Genomic DNA, 19,656 nt, shown 5'->3' on the forward strand with positions numbered 1-19,656 from the left:
AAACGGTCGAATGCGGGCAAGAAACTTGATGCATCACCCCACAATCCATCATTTATTCGGATGTAAGCACTTACGAATACATCATAATGAATCCGCGCCTTAGCAGGCTACCCAAAGTATTGTTCAAAATGGTGGAAAATATTGTGATGTCCCTGCATCACCACGCACGAAAAAAACAGGTTGAATGAGAATGTACGTTCGTGTATACTGGGTGTTACAAACATTTGTGTGATAAGCTGTAATAAGGAGCTTCCGGATGCGCCATTTCAATCCCTCTTTGACATTGACCGCCGAACAGGCAAGACATTTTATTTTGGCTTATCAAGGCTTGCTGACGAATCGCCGCTTCGAGGGCAAGCAAGGAATACTCGCATTTGTAAGACGGGTTGGATGCCTGCAGTTCGACCCGCTTAATGTCGTCGGATATAATCAGCAATTGGTGCTGCAGTCCCGCGTCCCCGGCTTTCGGCCGGAAATGCTTGAGGAGCTGCTATACGAGGATCGGGAGCTGATCGACGGATGGGACAAAAACATGTCTATTTACCTGCGGGAGGATTGGCCTTGTTTCAGCAGAATCCGGAATGCGGCTAAAATCAGACTGGAAGATAAGCCTCATTTAAAAAAAGTCGTTCCCCAAGTCATGGAAAGATTGCAGGCGGAAGGTCCGCTGTCATCGGCGGATCTGGAATACGACGAAGTGGTCGATTGGTCATGGGCGCCGACCCGCTTGGCCCGCGCCGTGCTTGAAAGCATGTATTTCATAGGCGATTTGCTCATTCATCATAAAGCCCGGACCCGGAAGGTTTACGATTTGGCAAGCCGGCTGCTGCCTGCGGATTGCCTTATGGCCCCGGATCCGAATCCGTCCCAGGATTCATACTGGGAATGGTACGTCCTGCGCCGGGTCGGCGCCATCGGGATGCTTTGGAACAAGTCGGGAGACGCCTGGCTCGGCATTTCCGGCATGAAGAGCAGCGTGCGAAACGATGCTTTTCAAAGACTGAAGGACATGGGGAGATTGATTGAGGTTCAGGTGGAAGGAATAGAACCCCCATTTTACATCCGGTCGGAGGATGTCCCGCTTCTGCAGGAAGTCATCCGCTGGAAGAAGGACGACGTTCCGGCGCGCGCGTTTGTATTGGCACCGCTGGATAATATGCTGTGGGACCGGAAGCTGATCAAGCTGCTGTTCGCATTCGATTACCGCTGGGAAGTGTACAAGCCGGCCGCCGAGCGGCAATTCGGCTACTATGTGCTTCCGGTCATGTGCGAAGACCGGTTTGTCGGCCGCTTCGAGCCCGGCATGGACAAAAAGAACAAGCAGCTCGTCATTAAAAACTGGTGGTGGGAACCGGAGGTCCCCAAAACGGAGCGATTGTTCGGCCTGCTGCGGGAATGCTTCGAGCAATTCATGCATTTCACAGGCGCGAAATCCGTTCGTTTGGAAGAGCCGCTGACGAGCGAGGAACAGTCCGGTTTGGACTGGCTGAGCCCCCTTACCCGTTAGGTACCGCTTGCCGCCGGCGCGGCCAGGAACGATGGTCGCATAATAGTTTGGAGGCGGCTTGACGCATGCGGTTGGGAGGTCTAACGTCCACCCTGCCCCGTCTCCCGGTACCACTCATTCACCTCTGCGGTCACGTCGTCCCCGCCAAGCCGGCGCCACTGCTCCACGAACGTGTCGAACGATTCAAGAGGCTCTTTGCCATAGACGATTTTGAGGAACGTTTCTTTCTCCATTTTTTTCAAAAGCGGCCATTTGCTTTGCATCGCCGGCGTATTCGGCCCTACATATTCGTCTTTTTGCGCATACTTCGCCTGAATGTCGCTGACGATGAGACCTTCAAGAAACGTACGTGATGTCGTTGAGGCCAATCTTTTCTCATACGGGGTTGAGATTTGGCCTTGGTATACCCTTCGCTCGATGCTCTCGCCTTTAAGGACGTTCGGAGGGGCGCTTCCCGGGCCAACCATTAAAAAATTGGAGATGGTGTAGATCGCCCCGGGAAAATCGAAGACGGGCTCTCCATCCTTCATGATATAATCGTAGCCTTCCGCGAAACCGTAGGCGAATTCGGACTCCGGATCCTCGATCAGCGCGCCGTATACTTTGTCCCAATACAGCATGACCGCGTCCATATGCTCAAAGCCTTTGCGGAATATATAACTGCCGTACGAAAGACGTGTGCCCAATCTGCCGATTTTGCCGCCCGGTCCTGCCGGAAAGGGAATCGGCTTGACGACGGCGTCCGGCATCGTACCCTTCATATCCGATAGCGGCCAACCGCCCATCCAACCCGGGCCGGAAATAATGCCCGCCGCCCCTGACGTAAACAGGGATGCCGCTTGCTGCTCGTCGTGAATGCCGAAATCTTTATCGATATACCCTCGACGATACCATTCGTTCAAATGGCCCAGCGCGGTTTTGATTTCCGGCCGGACGGAGCCGTAAGCGAGCGTACCGTCATTCATGCGGTTCCATTGATACGGCTGATCGCCGTAAGCGCCGTACAGAAAACTGGCATTGCCCATCCAGGAATTCAGATTGTTTTTCCCCGCAAAGGCGAGCCCGACCGTATCCTTGACGCCGTTCCCGTCCGGATCGCCGTTCGTAAACGCGTCCATGACCACTTCCAGCTCGTCCAGTGTGACCGGCACGTTCAAATGCAGCTTGTCCAGCCAATCCTGGCGAATCCACAAAATGGGATCGCCGACCTTCGCATCGGAAATTTGCGGCATTCCCCACAATTTCCCTTTCAAAGCGACCGTTCGCCATACGTCGGGATTTTTTTCGTACGCCTCTTTGACCCGTGGGGATGCATAAGCGGCAAAGGCATCGGCGACATCCATAATCTTGCCCGATTCAACCATTTGGGGAAGCAGCTCCGGCAAATCGTGATTCGTGACGAACAAAACGTCGGGCAACTCTTCACCGCCGCTCAAGGCAAGTTTGATTTTGGTCGCCATCGCTCCGTTCTGGTCGGCAACGATCCACTTGTTTTGCTGAATAATCCCGAGTTTTTGCCGGGCCCAACGGGTGATCGGATTATCGTCCACCGTATCGCCGAATTTCAGTGAATCGGAATCCCGGAGCGCCCTGGCCGTCGTGATCACGACGGGAGGATCGAATTGGCCGTTGACGAGGCGGGAAGCTCCCGCTTGCCCGCCCTCCGAAGAGCTTTCCCTGCATCCGGCAGCAACCAGAGAGAGCAGCGCGGCAGCAGCCATACCGCCTATCCATTTGCGTTTCATGCCCGCTCCCCTTCCTGCGGCTCGTCAAACGGCAGCGAAATGGACAACCTGGTACCCCTAGGCTCATCCGTAGCGGCGATATCAACCGTCCCACCCAGTCTGCATACCCGCTCATTCATCGCTTTCAGACCGAATCCCGGTTTTGAACTGTCGTATGGCACTCCGTCATTCCACAACGCAAAATGAAGCCGGTCCCCGGCGTCACCGCCCGCATGCAGCTCAAATTCGAAGCGGGAAGCTTTGCCGTGGCGGATGCCGTTCGTCAGCCCTTCCTGCAGTGCGTGGCAGATCGCCTTCCTGACCGGAGGCTTCACCTGAGATAACGGCGGCGTTATCCGGCATGTAACGCGGATGTCGGCAGCACGTTCCGTCGTTCGGATTAAATGAAGCAAAGCGCTTTCCAGATCGGTTTCCGTGTCCGACTGCTGAATGGTCTGTACCGCCGCCCGGATGCTGTCCAAGCTTTTCCGCACCAGGTCCTGTGAAAAATCGAGCCGCTGCAAGCCTTCATCTTTATTTTTGGCGAGAAGCCGCTTGGCCGCTTCGATCTGCACCAGCGTCGTCGTCAGCGTATGTCCCACCAAGTCATGGATATCCGCGGCGATGCGGCTACGTTCTTCGTGGATCGACGATTCCGCAAGCGTTTGAGCCAATAGCAGGTCCGCCTTCAGCTGCTCGAGCTCGATGCGCAGCGCCTCGGCCTCCGGCTCTTCCTGGATGCGCTGCTTGCGCCGCTGCACGATGCGGCTCAAGGAGGCAAGCAGCGCTTCGTCACGGACCGGTTTGATCAAATAGTCGACCGCCTGCAGCTCGATAGCCCGCTTCGCGTATTCAAATTCGGCATAGCCGGTCACCAGCAAACAATCGATATCGCCGCAGCGCAGCTTGGCCTGTTCGATCAGCTCCAACCCCGACATGCCGGGCATCCGAATATCCGTCAGCAAAATGTCCACCTTATGCCGTTCCAGAACGCTGAGCGCTTCCATCCCCGAAAATGCCGTATAAATGCAGGTCACATCGTATTGTTCCCATGGAATGGTCGTGGCGAGACTTTCCACCAGATGCTTGTGATCATCCACAATTAAAATCGAGAACATGCGATTGCCCTACCTTTCTTTCGCAAAATGTGGAAGCTCATCTTTAACGCGCCACTGAAGAACGACCCGGAGGCCTCCCGATGCGACGGTTTCGATAAATAATCCGGCATCCTCGCCGAAATGGTAACGAAGCCGCTGGTTGACGTTCCAAAGCCCGCAGCTTTGCCCCGGTTCCCCGGCCGCCTGCAGCCGTTCCCGCAGCTCCGACGCTTCGGACGCCGTCATCCCGACCCCGTTATCTTCTACGATAACCCGCAAAATGTCCTGCTCGTCTGCACCTGTAATATATATTTGTCCGGCTTCGGATTTGGGTTCGATACCGTGGACGATCGCATTTTCCACAATCGGTTGGATGAGGAGCCGCGGGATCGTCATATCCAGCATGGAATCGGGAAGATTCGTCTCGTAATGGATTTTGCCGAGCTGGCAGTTCATCACTTCGACATACGACGTGACAAAAGCGAGCTCTTCCCGGACCGTCGTGACCATCCGGTCGTTGCGTGTCGTGTATCTGTAGTAGTCAGCCAGATTATGAGCCATCGAGACGATCGGGGGTGTGCGGTTCAGTTTGGCCATGCTGACGATAAACGCCAGGCTGTTGTACAAAAAATGCGGGTTGATCTGCGACTGCAGCTGCTTCATAACCGCTTCCTTCGCGCGAATGTCGCCAAGGTATACTTTTTCGACCAAATGCTGGATTTCCGCGGCCATCTCGTTAAACTGCGCTACGAGCAGCTGAAAATCGCGGTTTTGCTTAGCCGTAATCCGTGCGGAAAAACGTCCCTGCTTCAATTGGAGCACACTTTGCGTGAGCGATCGGATCGGCACTTGAACATGAGTATATAGAAGAAAAGCTGCGACAACCCCAAACAGCAGCAAAAGCCCGGAGGTGAAGTAAAACAGATGCTTGCTGCCCGTGACCGGCGCCAAAATGTCCTGCAGCGGCACATAGTCGACGAGTGTCCAGCCCAGTTTTTCCGAGGGGAACAAATAGATAAGATACTGTTTGTTATGCAGCCGGATAATGTCTTGATTTTTTAATCGGCTGTTCTCACCGATATTATAAGAGCGAATAATTTCCTGCACCGTCGGCTCATCCGATGAAGAGTTCAGCAAATATTCCCCGGGCGACCTGTAGAAAAAAGGATCGTTGTTGCCTTTCGTTTTGAAGCTGTTGAGCAGGGAGACGATATTGTCCTCCATCAAGTTCACTTCGACGACGATGGACGTTTTGCTTAAGTCGGCAGCGCCTGAGGATGACGGACCGACGAAGTAACGGGTGAACGCTCTTTTGGTGAGGCCGCCGACCGGCACGCTGCGCAGCGTCCAGCCTGTGCTGAGGCGATCGGTCAAATCTTTCTCGCTATAGGATACAGGCGTTTGCGAGGAAACGGCCAGCTTCAAAGCCGGGAAATAGACGCTGATCCGGTTCATCCACGAGGTCGACAGGCTGAACAATCCCAGCTTCCGTTCGATGGTCCCGACCATCGCCGTGTAATCGTAGCCGTTCGCCGGAACGGCCCCTGCCGCGAGCTCGGCAAAATCGGGGTCTTTGGTAACGATATTGGCGTAAACGGACACCTGCTCCATCGTTTCCTCGATAACGTTCAAGTAATGCGACAGCCGGTTGCGGTTGGCGATATTGATCTGCTCTTCGACCACCTGCGTGCTCTTCTGATTTGAATATAAATAAATGACGATAACCGGAGCCATCAGCGCGAATATGAGCAGTATCATTTTTGTAATCAGATTCATAAGTCCACCTGTTTCAGGACGTTTGCTTCAACTATAACCGATTATACCGGGATTGACGAGAGTGTTTACTTCGTTTCCGCACTTGACGGGCCCGCAGCGGATAACTGATTCTCCTTGCGGTATTCGGAAGGTGTCTGGCCCATCGTTCTTTTGTATGTGTTGCTGAAATACGAGACGTCCGTGTAGCCGAGCCGCTCGGCGATTTCCGAGATGCGCAGCGACGTTTTGGCGAGCAGCCGCTTCGCCTCCTCCATGCGCAGCGTCAGCACGTAATCGACAAAATTCGTTTTCATCTGCAGCTTGAACAGCTGGCTCAAATAACTCGCGTTCAAATGCACGTGAGCGGCCGCTTCCTGCAGGGTGATTTCTCCGGGCATGCGCTCCTTGATCAGCCGCACGACCTGCTCGACTGCGGAAAGCTCGGCGGGGTCCCGTTCGACGTGCGCTTCCGCCGGCCTGCTTTCGCGCTGGTGCAGCCTTTTTTGCAGACGCTGCAGCGACGTCTTCATATCGCCGACTTCGATCGGTTTGAGCAAGTAGTCGCAGACGCCGGCCCGCAGCGCAGATTGCACCAGCTCAAAATCGTCATGACCGGTGATGATCACCACATCCTGCTCGGGCCGCTCCTCCTGCAGCTGGCGGGCGAGCTCCATGCCCCCCATCACCGGCATCCGGATATCGGTCAGCACTACGTCGGCATCATGCTGTTTTAACCAATCGAGAGCTTCAAGCCCGTTCGCGCATTCATGAACGACCTGGAACGGCATGCCGGTTTTTTCAATAATCCGCTTAAGCGAAACCCGCACCCAACGTTCATCTTCGACCAGCAGTACGGTATGCATGCAATCGCCTCCAAACTAACATTATTCCAAAATTTTCCTGTAAACTTTCTAATAATACGGCAGCACGATATCTACAGTGGTACCGCCCTCGGGACGGCTTTCGATCGAAAGTCCGTATTCGCCGCCGCATAAATGCCGGATGCGCCTGTGGACGTTGGTTATCCCGATGTGGCTATCGTCCGGCGCACCGTCAATCTGCTGCAGCTTGCTCTGGATGTCCTTCAACCGCTCCGGATCGATCCCGCTTCCCGTATCGGCAACCCGAACGCAGTAAGCGGTGTCCGAAAGACGATGCGCCGTCACGGTGATCTGCGTTTTCGCCGAATTCGGCTCGATGCCGTGAACGACGGAATTCTCTACGATCGGCTGCAGCGAAAAACGCACCATCGGCTGGACGAGGGCCCACTCCGGGACGTCGAGCCGGTACTCCAGCTTTTCTTCAAAGCGGTATTTCTGAATCCGCAAATACATTTCACAGACGCCGATTTCGCTGCGAAGCGGAACGGTCGGCGCCGTTTCCTTCAAATTGTAACGAAGCAGCTTGGCGACCGCGAGCGACATGTCCGCAATATGGTCCATGTCGTGCTCCAGCGCCATTCCCCGGATTGTCTCCAGCGAGTTGTACAAAAAATGCGGATTGATCTGCGACTGGAGCATCTTCAGTTCCGTTTCCGTCTGCCGCAGCGACATTTCGGTTTCCTTCAGCTTGGAAAAGTAAATTTCGTCCAGCAGCTCCTTCAGCCGCCCGACCATCGCGTTGAAGCCGCGAGCCAACAAGCCGATCTCATCCCGCGACTCGACGGCGATCTGCGTGCTGAAATCGCCGATTTCGACCCGCTTCATATATTGCTGCAGCCGCCGAATCCTCCGGATCAGGCTCGATGCGAACAGCACTCCGAGCACATAAGCGACAAACAGCGTGATCGCCGTCGTCCAAAAAATCGTCCTGCCGATATAGCTGATGTTATGGATCAAATCCTTATAAGGCCGCGAAATCACCAGCGTCCAGCCGAGAAACCATGAATGGCTGTACGTCAAAAAGCTGCCCTGCTCCGATAGCAGCGATCCGCTGTCCTGATCAAGCAGCGTGGTCGCGTGCTCCTCCGTCGCCTGTTTACCGAGCAGACGAACGTCGGGGTGATACACATAGTGGCCCTGCCTATCCAAGATGACCATCATCCCGCTGCGACCGACCGTCACTTTGTCCGCGATATCCTGAAATCTTTTGAAATTGATGTCGGTAATGATCATGCCGATCGGCTGCAGCGTATACGGGCTGAAAATGCGCCGTACGACGGAGAGCACAGGCTCCTGCTGCCCCATCACGTTGACGTATCTGCTGATGAGCGTCAGCTCTCCGTTCATCGGCACGGCGGAATACCAGTACTGTTCGATGACGTCGCCGACCGGCTCGGTGCTTTTGATGCCGGACGTATCGATGATTTGTATGTTGTCCAAAATGACCGCAATGCCGGTTATATCGGAACGGGAATAGGCGGCATTTTGCAGCAGTTGCTGAATTTCGCTGCGGATTCCGCTTTGCTCCACCTCTTCCCGGGTACGCATCCGCAAAAAACGGTTCATATCCGGGTGGTTCATAATTTTCAGCGTCTGAATTTCCAAATCGCGGACGTAATATTCGACATGGGTTTTGACCTGCTCCATAATTTGCAGGCTGTATTCCTGCGCTTCCTTCTCCATCACTTCCGATGAACGCTGGTAGGAAATGGTGCCGACCGCGAGCATCGGGATCAAAATCAGCAGCGCGGAAAATACGAACAGCTTGACGGAAAGCGGCTGATCGACCAAGAGCAATATCCGCATCCATTTGCCAAGCAGCCGGTTATTTTTGTTTATCAACCGTTCTCTCCCCATTCTCCCCGGTTCGTAAACGCTTTATTTTTTAATGATACTACAAAAAGGAGGCCCAGCGAGAGCCCCCTTCATGTTTTATTATTTTCCAAAAAAGTTACTTCCGCGCTTTATCGATCGCGTCGAGCTGCTCCTTGAATTCGCCGCGGTACTTGTCGATAACCGGCTTCACCGCATCCTGCCAAGGCTTGAGGTCCTTCACTTCGACAACCGTTACGCCGGCGGCGCGAACTTTATCTTCGGATTTTTTCTCGAACGCCTTCCACTGTTCGCGCTGGTAACTAACGGATTCGGCAGCGGCATCCTTGATCGCTTTTTTGTCTTCGTCGGACAATTTATCCCAGGTGACCTTGCTCACCATCAGCACTTCCGGCACCCGTTGGTGGCCGTCCAAAATGATCGTTTTCGCCACTTGGTAATGGTTCGACGTATCGTAGCTCGGCCAGTTGTTTTCCGCTGCGTCGATAACGCCGGTTTGCAGTGAGCTGAACACGTCGCCATAAGGCATCGGCGTTGCGCTTGCACCCAGTGCGGAAATGAGGTCAATGTTCACTTTGTTTTGGATGACGCGGATTTTTTGTCCCTTCACGTCGGCGATGGAATTCAGCGGCTTGCGGGAATAGAAGTGGCGCGCGCCGGAATCGTAGTAGGCCAGACCGATCATTTTCGAAGCGCTCAGGCCGTCCAACAGCTTGGTTCCGTCGGCGCTTTGCAAAAACTTCCACTCATGCTGTTCGTTGTCGAAAATATACGGCAGGCTGAATACGCCGAGCGCTTTGTTGAACTCCGCGAGCGGTCCGGAGCTGACGCGGGTAAACTCAATCGCGCCGAGCTGCACCTGCTCGATAACCGCTTTTTCCTCACCGAGCTGAGCGGACGGGAATACGTCGATTTTGATGCGGCCGTTCGTTTTTTGCCCAACGAGCTCGGCGAACTTCTTGTCTCCCATCGTCGTCGGGTAATCCGGCGGATGTGTTTCCGCAAGACGGAACGTGTAGGTCGCTTTTTTCTCTTCCGTCTTTGCAGCGCCTCCCGCGGCAGGTGTGCCTGTCCCTGACTGCGTACCACCGCAGCCGGCGAGTACGACGCCCGCTGCCATAACGGTGGAAACAATCGTCAGCAATGCTTTTCCTTTCATTTTCATACCCCTTCTCCCCTTCGATTCATAATTGGATTATATAGTAAGCAGCCATGATGTCATAGCTGTGAAGCACGACTATAAGCCGGAGCCTTTTTCTTATTTGCCGTACAAATGAGGCAGCCACAGCGATATGCCCGGTATATAGGTAATCAGAAGCAATACGACGCACATCGCCAGGAAAAACGGCAGCGAAGCCTTGGTCGCCTGATTGACGGATACTTTGCCGATGGCGCAGCCGATGAAAAGCACGGTGCCGACCGGCGGCGTAATAAGCCCGATGCCGCAGTTCAAAATCAGGATGATGCCGAAATGCACAGGATCGATGCCAAGCTGGGTAACGACCGGCAGCAGGATCGGTGTCATGATCAAAATCATCGGCGCCATATCCATCGGGAAGCCAAGCAGCAGAAGCAAAATATTTATCAGCAGCAAAATGACGAGCGGATTGCTGGAAATGTTCAGGAACAAGTCGCTGACGAGCGTCGGAATTTTGAGATAAGCCAAAATCCACCCGAACGCGTCGGAAGCGGCAATCAGGAACAGCACCATCGCTACGGTACGGAATGTCCGCTTCAATACAACCCAGAACCGGCTGAGCGGCACATCGCGATAAATGAAGAAGGTCAGCACGAACGCATAAGCGCAGGCGATCGCTCCGGCTTCCGTCGCCGTAAACCATCCGGTCAAAATGCCGCCGAGGATGATGACCCCGGTCATGAGCGACAGCAGGCCGTCGCGAACGATTTTCGGCACTTCTTTCCATGTGATCGGATCTCCCTTCGCATACTGCCGTTTGCGGGCGATGACGTAGGAGACGATCATCAACACCAACAGCAAGCATAACCCGGGCACGATGCCGCCTAAAAACAAGCTGGAGATGGATACGCCGCCCGCTGCGATCGAATACAGCACCAGGTTATGGCTCGGCGGTACGACAACGCCTTGGATGGATGCCGATGTCGTGACGGCAACGGCGTAATCGGCGTCGTAGCCTTTCTTCTTCATCGCCGGAATGAGCACGGAGCCGACCGACGATACGTCCGCCGCGGCGGAGCCGGAAATGTTGCCGAAGAACATGCAGGCGACGCAGTTCACCATGGCGAGACCGCCGCGCATCGTCCCGACGAAAAGCTGCGCCAGGTTAACCAGCCGCAACGCCATGCCGCCTTCGCTCATAATTTGGCCGGCGAGAATAAAAAACGGAATCGTCAGCATCGGAAACGAATTCATGCCCTGAATCATGCGCTGTCCGACGACGACCCACGGAATATCGAGGTACATCAGCGTGATCAGCGTAGAGCCTGCGAGCGTGATCGAGATCGGAAAGCGAAGCACGATTAACGCGATAAAACTGACAACTAATATGATGATTGCAGCGGTGTTCATTTTGTCGCTTCCTCCTCGATGCCGTGATGGCGAATCGTATTCACCCCGATAAATTGGAGGAACGAATACACGCAGATCATAATCCCGGTCAGCGGCATCACGACATACATGACGCTTGTGGGCAGCTTGGTCGCCGGGAGCGTCGATTCATTCATCAATTCGGTAAACTGCCATCCGTTGACGATCAGATACAGCCCAAACGCGAAAATGCTGGCGTCGATGACTTTGTCGAGCACCTTGTTAACGACTGCCGGGAAAAAGTTCGTGACGCTGTCCATCGCCATGTGCAGCTTCTCCCGGAATCCGATGGCGATGCCCATAAACGAAAACCATACCATCAGCAGCAGCGTTACTTCCTCCGACCAAAAAAATACATAGTTGAACAGCTTGCGCGTAATCACCTGGACGAAGACGATGATCGTCATCGATGTCAGCGCGATCAGCGCGAAGTTTTCAAAAAAGCTGTCAATAGCCAGCAGCACTCTTTTTATAAGTGCCATCTGATCTCTCCCCCTCCGTGAAAGCGTTTTTTTCTGTATGAATGTATTGTAATGGCTTCCTGTCCGGTCTAAAACGGAAGTGATTTTAGGTTTTTTTGTAATTTTTTTAGATATTCTAAAGTTTGCCCCAAAAAAAGGAGGCCCTCCGTCTTTTCAGACTCGGACCTCCCGATTCGCAATTGCCGTTTAATATTTCCAAAAATCCGCCGCACCGAAAATCCGTTCCGCCGTCAGCGCGGCGGCTTCTTCATCGGTCAGCCGCTTCGCCCAACCGGCCCTCCGCTCCATGCCGCCTCCGGGACCGGAACTGCCGTATTCGGCGAATCGGGCCGTACGCTCGTTGTCCGGGTTTCTCCAGTTGTCCCAGCCCTCCGCCTTTATATGCGCATCCATCCACGTGTCGATGAAGACGGTTTGCCCGAACGGACGCCAAGGCCGCGCGAGAAACACGGTTTGCTCCGCCGCCGGCCCGGTCAGCCTGCAGCCGCGGAAAATATAACCGTACTCCGTATGTTCCGTCGTCGAAGGGGCCGCTATGTAGCCTCCGCGGAGCGATGAAATCTCGCACTCCTCGAACACCGCCGTCGCCGCTCCGAAAATAAAGTCGACATGGCCTTCGATGAAGCAGCTTTTGTAATACTGCCTGCCCTTCGCCGTATACAGCGTATCCTGGTTGCCGAGCATCCGGCAGCCGTCAAAAACGAGGCGATCTCCCGACGCATACACCGCCACAGCCTGTCCGATCGCTTCGCCATACCCAGCCGTATTGCGGATTGTCACATTTTCCACGCGGACATCGTCCGCGGCAACCGTAAATACGGCCGTACCGAAGGTGCCGAGCTCGCGCCCGTCCGCCGCTTTCATTTTCGCATACAGCCCGTACGAAATGATCGTATGCTCCCTGCTTTCTCCGACGAAACGGATCATCGGCTTATTGTCGGGCACAATCACCCGCTCCTCGTACAGGCCGTTTTTGATGAAAATTTCCTGCAGCTCCTCCTGATGCACCCGGACATCGTCCACCGCCGCCTGAATGCTCGTAAAATCTCCGCTTCCATCCTTGGCTACTATTCTTCTTCTCATTCCTTACTCCTCCTCTCATTGGGCAAATAATCCGCCGCCGGCGTGCGGTTTTTATGGTATTGAAGTTGAATTTGCCTTTGAATTTGATAAAAGTGTGTTCAAAAAAGCGAGCGAAGGAGTTTAGGGGTATGCTGAAGGAGCGCAAGCGTTCGCCTTTGAGATCGTAAATTTACCACAAAGGTAAATTCAAATATTTACGATCTCAAGAGCGACCGGAAGCATACCCCTACTCCGTAGCGACGCGCCTTTTTTGAACACGCTCAAAAATAATGCGGCGAATTCAAATTCCCGCCAGCAAAAAACGATTCCTTAGGCGGATTATTTGCCCCCCTCATACCTGAACCAATCGAAATCGGCATGAATTCTCCTGCCCGAACCGCCGCTTCCCGCATATAAGCCGACCATCGTGCCGGTGAACGCTTTTTTCTCCCGTGTCCCTTCATCGCTGAGAAAGGTCGCGTCATCGATCCTGCCGACCGGATGCCACTCCCGTTCATCCGTGCTGTAATAAAACGTCCGCGCTTCGCGCTCCGTCACAACTTTCAAATACACCGGGCCAGCCAATTCGGGCAAAAACTGTTCGCTGACCGTCGAAATCGTTCGCGCGCGGTTTTCGATCAGCCTGATTTTCAAGCCGTCGTCATACATGAGCGCCAGCTTGATGAAGCAGCGCGAATCGTAATAGCAGACAAGTCCCGCCTGTTCCCCGTTATGGCGCGGCTCGAATTCCACCTTCAGGCTGGCGGTATATTTATGGTGCCGCTCGCGCCGCACCAGCACGTTTTGCGCGTCGATGCTGTCGAGGTCGGCGTCCGCTGTCCAGATGCGCACATGTCCGGGCCGTTCCGTCAAGGACCAGTTTTCGTCGTACGGGTTGCGCGCGAACTGCCAATGAAACGGCAGCCGGGCATCGTCGAAATCGTCGATGGCAGGCTCGCCGTACGGTACGGTCTGCAGCATGGGCGCCCGCTGCGTTTCGCTTGGCCCATTGCCCTCATTCACCCGAAACCAGCCGTCCTCGGTCCACTGCACCGGCTCTAAAAACGTTTCCCTGCCGAGCGTGCAAAATCCGCCGTTCAGCGGTCGGCCGCCCAAATGTACGATCCACCATTCGCCATTCTGCGTCTGTACCAGCTTACCGTGACCGGCCCTTTGAATAGCCGCCTTAGGGTCGTTTTGCGTATGCACCGGATTAAACGGGCACGGCTCGTATTCGCCGAACAAGGAAGACGAGCGGGCCACCGTGATGCAGTGGCCGTATTCCGTGCCTCCCTCGGCTAAAATGACATAATAATAGCCGTCTTTGTACAGCAGATGCGGCCCTTCCGGCGAATGCCGCCCCGTTCCCGGCCAAAGCAGCACGGGTTCCCCGACCGCTCGCTCGCAATCTTCGCTCAGCCGCTGAATCCATGCCCCGCCTCCGCCATACACCATATAATGGGTGCCGTCGACATCCACAAAATGCGAAGGATCGAGCCCCTTTTCGTTCAGCACCACCGGCCGGGAATACGAGCCTTCCGGAGTCCGCGACTTGACCATGATGTTTTGCCGTCCCATCCCGTGCAGCCGAAGTGTCGCAAAAATATAATACGTCCCGTCATGGTAAGAAATGTCCGGCGCCCAAATGCCGAACGAGTCCGGCAAATCCCGCAGAGGCAAATCCTCGCTTCGCGTCAGGGCGTGGCCGATATATTCCCAATGGACGAGATCTTTGGAATGAGAAATGACAATTCCGGGGAAAAATTGAAATGTGGAATTGACCAAATAATAATCTTCCTTGGCCCGGACAATCGAAGGGTCCGGATGAAACCCGGGCAAAATCGGGTTGTTGTATGTGGGGTTATCCAACGTAACTCATCTCCTTAATGTCGGCATGGATGAATCTTGAAGCGCAAAAACGGCCCGTCCGGCTGCCCGGGAAAACCCGATGCAGCCGGCAGAGCCAGTTTTCACATGTGTTAACCTTTAATCGAACCGACCAGAGCACCTTTGGCAAAATATTTTTGCAGGAACGGATATGCGATCAGGATCGGCAAGGTCGAGACGACGATAACCGCCATCTTGATCGTTTGCTCCGGCGGCTTGACGAAGTCGTCGCCCATTCCGGAAGTATCCGCGGCAAGACCGCTTGCCATGATGACGATTTGGCGCAGCAGTACCTGAATCGGCCATTTGTCGGCGTCGTTTAAATACATGATCGCGCTGAAGAAGTTGTTCCAGTAGGTCACTGCATAGAACAGCGAAATTGTGGCGATCGCCGGCATCGAAAGCGGGATAACGATTCTGAATAAGATGCCGAAGTCGTTGCAGCCGTCGATTTTGGCGGATTCCTCCAACCCGTCCGGCAGGTTTTGGAAAAAGCTGCGCATGATGATCAGGTTGAACGCGTTGATCGCCGTCGGCAAAATAAGCGCCATATACGAATCGATCAGTCCCATCGCTTTCACGACGATAAAGGTCGGAATCAAACCGCCGTTAAACAGCATCGTAAATACGATCATCAGATTGATCGCCTTGCGGCCGTCCAAATCTCTTCTCGTCAAGCCGTAAGCCATCAGCGCCGTAAGCACCATGCTGATCGCCGTACCGCCTACGGTAATTCCGACCGATACGCCGAGTGCGCGGAAAATCGTGCTGGTGGACAAAATATACTCGTACGCCTTTAGGCTGTATTCCGTCGGAATAAGCAGAAACGGCTTGCGCGTCAGCTCCTCCACCGTCGCGAACGATGTCATGACGACGTGCAGAAACGGAATGAACATCGCAATGGCGATGAGCGCCAGAAGCAGTATGTTAACTGCGTCGAACAACCGGCTGCCGAAGTTTTTATCTTGAACCATGATGTTTCTCCTTTCACCCTATACCGGCTTAATAAACGCCTTCTTCGCCAAACTTTTTGGCCAAACGGTTGGACAGCATGACCAGTGCGAGCCCGACAAACGATTTGAAGAAACCTACCGCCGTACTGTAGCTGAACTGCCCTTGCTTCAAACCGGTTGTATAAACGTAGGTGTCCAAAATTTCGGCGACATTCCGGTTCATAGAATTGAGCAGCAGGTAAACGTGTTCGAAGCTGAGATCGAGAACGTTGCCCACTCTTAGGATGAGCAGGACGATAATGACGCTGCGGATCGAAGGCAAGGTGATGTGCCAAATTTGGCGGAATCTCCCTGCGCCGTCCATCCTGGCCGCTTCGTACAGACCCGGATCGATCGCCGCCATCGCCGCGAGATAAATGATCGTTCCCCAGCCGGCTTCCCTCCAGATAACCTGGATGATGTACATCGGATGGAACCATTCCGGGCTCATCAGGAAATTGATTTTTTCGAAGCCCATCGCTTGCAGCATTTCGTTGATAAAACCGCCGTCCAGCGTCAGCATAACGAACGAAATCGATACGATGATAACCCATGAAATAAAGTGCGGGATATAAATGATCGTTTGCACGAACCTTTTGAAAAACGCATTGGACACTTCGTTCAGCATGACCGCCAATATAATCGGCACCGGGAAATAAAACAGGATGTTGAACACGAACAAGACGAGGGTGTTTTTAAATATGACCCAAAATTCCGGTTCGGAAAACAATCTCTGAAAATGCTTGAGTCCTACCCACTCGCTGCCCAGGATGCCTTTGTACGGCTGATAATCCTGAAACGAGATGACAAGGCCCCACATCGGCACATATTTGAAGATGATAAAGTAAATGAGACCCGGTAATATCATCAAATACATGTACCGGTTGCGGATGATTCGTTTCATCAGCGAGCTGCTCGGATTGGAAGCCGTCACCGCTGATTGCTGTACCGCTGAGCTGTTCATCATTCATTCTTCCTCTCTGGTAAAGGATCGCAAGGCGAAACCGTCAGGATCGGAAGAAGGAAGGGCTGCCGAAAAGCAGCAGCCTTCCTTCATTCCTGTCCCGATTATTTCTTTGCGTTTTTGTATGCCGCGTTGTATTCTTCGATGATTTTTGCGCCGCCGTCGTCCTGCCATTTTTTGATGGCAGCCTGGAAGCCTTTCTCGTCAAGATTGCCTGTCATGAACTTGTAAGTTGCGTCTTTGATGATATCTTGCAGCCTTGCGCCTTTTTCGTTGTAAGTCTTGGAATCCAGCGAATAAGTCGGGTCGGAAATGCCGTATTTGTTTGCTTCGAGAGCAAGCTTCTCCGCTTTTTCGCGAACCGGGATCGTGTATTTCGCCGGAGTTACGTTTGTCGTATCTGCAAGCGCGATGCTTTGGTATGCCTTCACGTCTTTTTCATACAATTTGTTGTCTGTGGAAGGTACGATTTTGCCGTCCTGCTTCGTGTAGTTCGTTCCTTCGATACCGTATTTCAACAAGTCGGCTACAGCCGGGTCAAGGAATTTATCATAGAACGCCAAGATTTGCTTCAATTCTTTTTCCGATTTTACCGCCGATTTTGGGAATACGACGAGCGTACCGTAGCCCGGAAGAGCCCAAGTCGCCGGTTTGCCGTCCGGTCCGTTAATCGCGCTTACGACGTCATATTGAGCTTCTTTGACGTTTTTGGACGTTTTGTCCTGCATCGATTCGGAGTCCGGCATGGAGCCGATGTACATGCCCGCTCTTCCTGTGTACATCAGGTTCGTTTGGTCCGTTTTGCTCGTTACCGGGAAGTCCTGGTTGATCAAACCTTCGTCGCGAAGCTTTTTGATGAACTTCATCGTATCCATATAACCTTTGGTCATGAAATCCGGCACGAGGCTGCCGTTTTCCACACCCCAGCCGTTCGGAGTGCCGAACCACATGCTGAGCGTTCTGAAGGAGCCGTATACAAGGTCGTTGCGGTCGGCGAGACCGATCGTTTTGCCGCCGCCGGCGAGATCGGCTTCCTTGAATTTTTTCAGCATATTATAGATGTCGTCCGTCGTTTTCGGAGCTTGCAGCCCGAGTTTGTCCGCCCAGTCCTTGCGGTAAATGAGACCTTGGCGGGTCAGCGGTCTTTCCTGATACAAGGAGTAAATTTTGCCGTCAACCGCTGTGTTCTTGAGTACGTCCGGGTTCAGCTTGCTGAGGTTCGGGTAATCTTTCAAATAAGGCCCGATTTCCCAGAACTGCCCGTTTTTCATAGCATCCCGCAAAAGTATGAAGGAAGTTTGGTTTTTAATGTAAGCGGCTTGCGGCAGCGAGCCCGTCGCAAAAGCGGCCTGGAACTTCTCGTCGTAGGAGCCGTCCGGCACCCATTGGAATTCGATTTTCGTCCCGGTCTTCTCTTCAAGCACTTTTTTTACATTATCTGAAGGAACTTCCGGGGCTTGCAGGTTCGCCATAATCGTAATTTTCGCAAGCGGCTCAAGCTTTCCGTTATCTTGGCCGGATGCGCCGGTATTCGCCTGCCCTGCATCTTTGCTGCTGCATCCTGCGAGCGCGGTCGTCGCCAGCATCGCGGTGCAGATTACCGTCGCCATTTTGGCGCGTGTCGATAATTGTTTCATCTCTCTGGACCTCCTAAATGGGTTCGTTGTCGGTTATGTTTTTTGTTTGCCACGCCCTCATTTAATCATTAAATATGAATTCCGTGAATAATCACTGTCTCATGACCGGAACGGAAAAAGCCTTATATATCAAGGGTTTACGGGTGAATCAGAGATAATGATTATGAGTGTAACCCGCCCGCCGTCCCCTTGGTCTCCCCCCTAAATCCCCCCACTGGGGGGACCCCAGGCGCTCGGGCGCCCTGGACCCGCCCGCAGTACGAGACTGCTCGCTGCTAGTTCGCGTGTGTCGGGAATGGCTTTTTTGCTGTTTGGCAAAAAAGCCTATTCCCGACACGCTGCACGTTTGGTGCGATGCCTTAGGAGAAGGGTGCGTGCCTCGGGCTCGCGTATGTCCGGCACGATTCGGCTGACGCCGAATTGGTGCCGGATACGCTCATCTTTAGTTCTCTCGTGCCGCGTTTACTTCACTGAGAGCGGCTGTTTTGCCGCTCTCGGCGCTCTCCGACGGGCAGCCTGGAGCCTGAGAGCCGTTTTTACCGGCTCTCGGATCGCTCCCTCGCCCCTGGCGTCGCGCTTTCCGCCCCGAGAGCGGCTTTTTCCGCTCTCGGCGCTCTCCGACGGGCAGCCTGGAGCCTGAGAGCCGTTTTTACCGGCTCTCGGATCGCTCCCTCGCCCCCAGCGTCGCGCTTTCCGACCTGAGAGCGGCTTTGTGCCGCTCTCGGCGCTCTCCGACGGGCAGCCTAGAGCCTGAAAGCCGTTTTTACCGGCTCTCGGATCGCTCCCTCGCCCCTAGCGTCGCGCTTTCCGACCCGAGAGCGGCTTTTTCCGCTCTCGGCGCTCTCCGAAGGGCAGCCTGGAGCCTGAAAGCCGTTTTTACCGGCTCTCGGATCGCTCCCTCGCCCCCAGCGTCGCGCTTTCCGCCCCCGAGAGCGGCTTTTTCCGCTCTCGGCGCTCTCCGACGGGCAACCTGGAGCCTGAGAGCCGTTTTTACCGGCTCTCGGATCGCTCCCTCGCCCCTGGCGTCGCACTTTCCACCCCGAGAGCGGCTGTTTTGCCGCTCTCGGCGCTCTCCGACGGGCATCTTGGCTCCCGAGAGCCGATTTTACCGGCTCTCAGATCGCTCCCTCGCCCCCAGCGTCGCTCCTGCTTCCCCGAGAGTAAAGCGTGTCCTGCATCAGTTTTTGCGCCAGCAAAAACGATGCCGGACATACGCGAGCCCGAGGCACGTATCTGCTCCTTAGGCATCGCACCGAAAGTAAAGCGTGT

14 protein-coding genes are annotated in these 19,656 nt (G+C 54.1%); 1 reads left to right on the forward strand and 13 read right to left on the reverse strand.

Translation table 11 applies throughout. The annotated features are described in order from the left end of the window. The first annotated feature begins 256 nt into the window (after window positions 1-256). Window positions 257-1,507, forward strand: coding sequence for a winged helix-turn-helix domain-containing protein (locus MYS68_RS16510; protein WP_248926885.1), 1,251 nt, complete (start codon window positions 257-259; stop codon window positions 1,505-1,507). An 80-nt stretch (window positions 1,508-1,587) separates the two neighbouring features. Here MYS68_RS16510 and MYS68_RS16515 read toward each other — a convergent pair whose 3' ends face one another. The 13 genes from MYS68_RS16515 to MYS68_RS16575 all read right to left on the reverse strand — a co-directional run bounded on the left by MYS68_RS16515 (window position 1,588) and on the right by MYS68_RS16575 (window position 18,387). Next, window positions 1,588-3,252 carry an extracellular solute-binding protein gene (locus tag MYS68_RS16515; protein WP_248926886.1) on the reverse strand — a complete coding sequence of 555 codons (1,665 nt, stop codon included), beginning with the start codon at window positions 3,250-3,252 and terminating at the stop codon, window positions 1,588-1,590. Next, on the reverse strand, window positions 3,249-4,349 hold the full coding sequence (locus MYS68_RS16520) for a response regulator (protein ID WP_248926887.1): 1,101 nt from the start codon (window positions 4,347-4,349) through the stop codon (window positions 3,249-3,251). Before MYS68_RS16520 ends, MYS68_RS16515 begins: the two co-directional genes overlap by 4 nt. A 9-nt stretch (window positions 4,350-4,358) precedes the next feature. Next, window positions 4,359-6,104: a sensor histidine kinase gene (locus tag MYS68_RS16525; protein WP_248926888.1), complete on the reverse strand. Its 1,746-nt coding sequence runs from the start codon at window positions 6,102-6,104 to the stop codon at window positions 4,359-4,361. Window positions 6,105-6,169: 65 nt separating this feature from the next. Beyond that, entirely contained in the window at window positions 6,170-6,946 is a 777-nt protein-coding gene (locus tag MYS68_RS16530; RefSeq protein ID WP_248926889.1) for a response regulator transcription factor, read from the reverse strand. 48 nt (window positions 6,947-6,994) lie between these two features. Continuing rightward, window positions 6,995-8,806, reverse strand: coding sequence for a cache domain-containing sensor histidine kinase (locus tag MYS68_RS16535; RefSeq protein ID WP_248926890.1), 1,812 nt, complete (start codon window positions 8,804-8,806; stop codon window positions 6,995-6,997). 109 nt (window positions 8,807-8,915) lie between these two features. Further along, the gene (locus MYS68_RS16540) at window positions 8,916-9,962 is read right to left on the reverse strand and encodes a TRAP transporter substrate-binding protein (RefSeq protein WP_248926891.1); all 1,047 of its coding nucleotides are present in this window, start codon (window positions 9,960-9,962) and stop codon (window positions 8,916-8,918) included. Between the two features lie 93 nt (window positions 9,963-10,055). Next, complete coding sequence (locus MYS68_RS16545) at window positions 10,056-11,345, reverse strand: TRAP transporter large permease (protein ID WP_248926892.1); 1,290 nt, start codon at window positions 11,343-11,345, stop codon at window positions 10,056-10,058. Continuing rightward, window positions 11,342-11,845, reverse strand: coding sequence for a TRAP transporter small permease (locus MYS68_RS16550; protein WP_248926893.1), 504 nt, complete (start codon window positions 11,843-11,845; stop codon window positions 11,342-11,344). The genes MYS68_RS16545 and MYS68_RS16550 overlap by 4 nt, the downstream gene beginning before the upstream one ends. 186 nt (window positions 11,846-12,031) lie before the next feature. Continuing rightward, window positions 12,032-12,928: a pectinesterase family protein gene (locus MYS68_RS16555; RefSeq protein ID WP_248926894.1), complete on the reverse strand. Its 897-nt coding sequence runs from the start codon at window positions 12,926-12,928 to the stop codon at window positions 12,032-12,034. A gap of 318 nt (window positions 12,929-13,246) precedes the next feature. Next, the gene (locus MYS68_RS16560) at window positions 13,247-14,776 is read right to left on the reverse strand and encodes a glycoside hydrolase family 43 protein (protein ID WP_248926895.1); all 1,530 of its coding nucleotides are present in this window, start codon (window positions 14,774-14,776) and stop codon (window positions 13,247-13,249) included. Between the two features lie 110 nt (window positions 14,777-14,886). Beyond that, entirely contained in the window at window positions 14,887-15,768 is an 882-nt protein-coding gene (locus tag MYS68_RS16565; RefSeq protein WP_248926896.1) for a carbohydrate ABC transporter permease, read from the reverse strand. A 28-nt stretch (window positions 15,769-15,796) separates the two neighbouring features. Beyond that, the gene (locus MYS68_RS16570) at window positions 15,797-16,750 is read right to left on the reverse strand and encodes an ABC transporter permease (RefSeq protein ID WP_248930930.1); all 954 of its coding nucleotides are present in this window, start codon (window positions 16,748-16,750) and stop codon (window positions 15,797-15,799) included. Window positions 16,751-16,854: 104 nt separating this feature from the next. Next, complete coding sequence (locus tag MYS68_RS16575) at window positions 16,855-18,387, reverse strand: extracellular solute-binding protein (protein WP_248926897.1); 1,533 nt, start codon at window positions 18,385-18,387, stop codon at window positions 16,855-16,857. Window positions 18,388-19,656 lie beyond the last annotated feature (1,269 nt).

The sequence above is a fragment of the Paenibacillus hamazuiensis genome, assembly GCF_023276405.1.
Lineage (GTDB): Bacteria > Bacillota > Bacilli > Paenibacillales > NBRC-103111 > Paenibacillus_AF > Paenibacillus_AF hamazuiensis.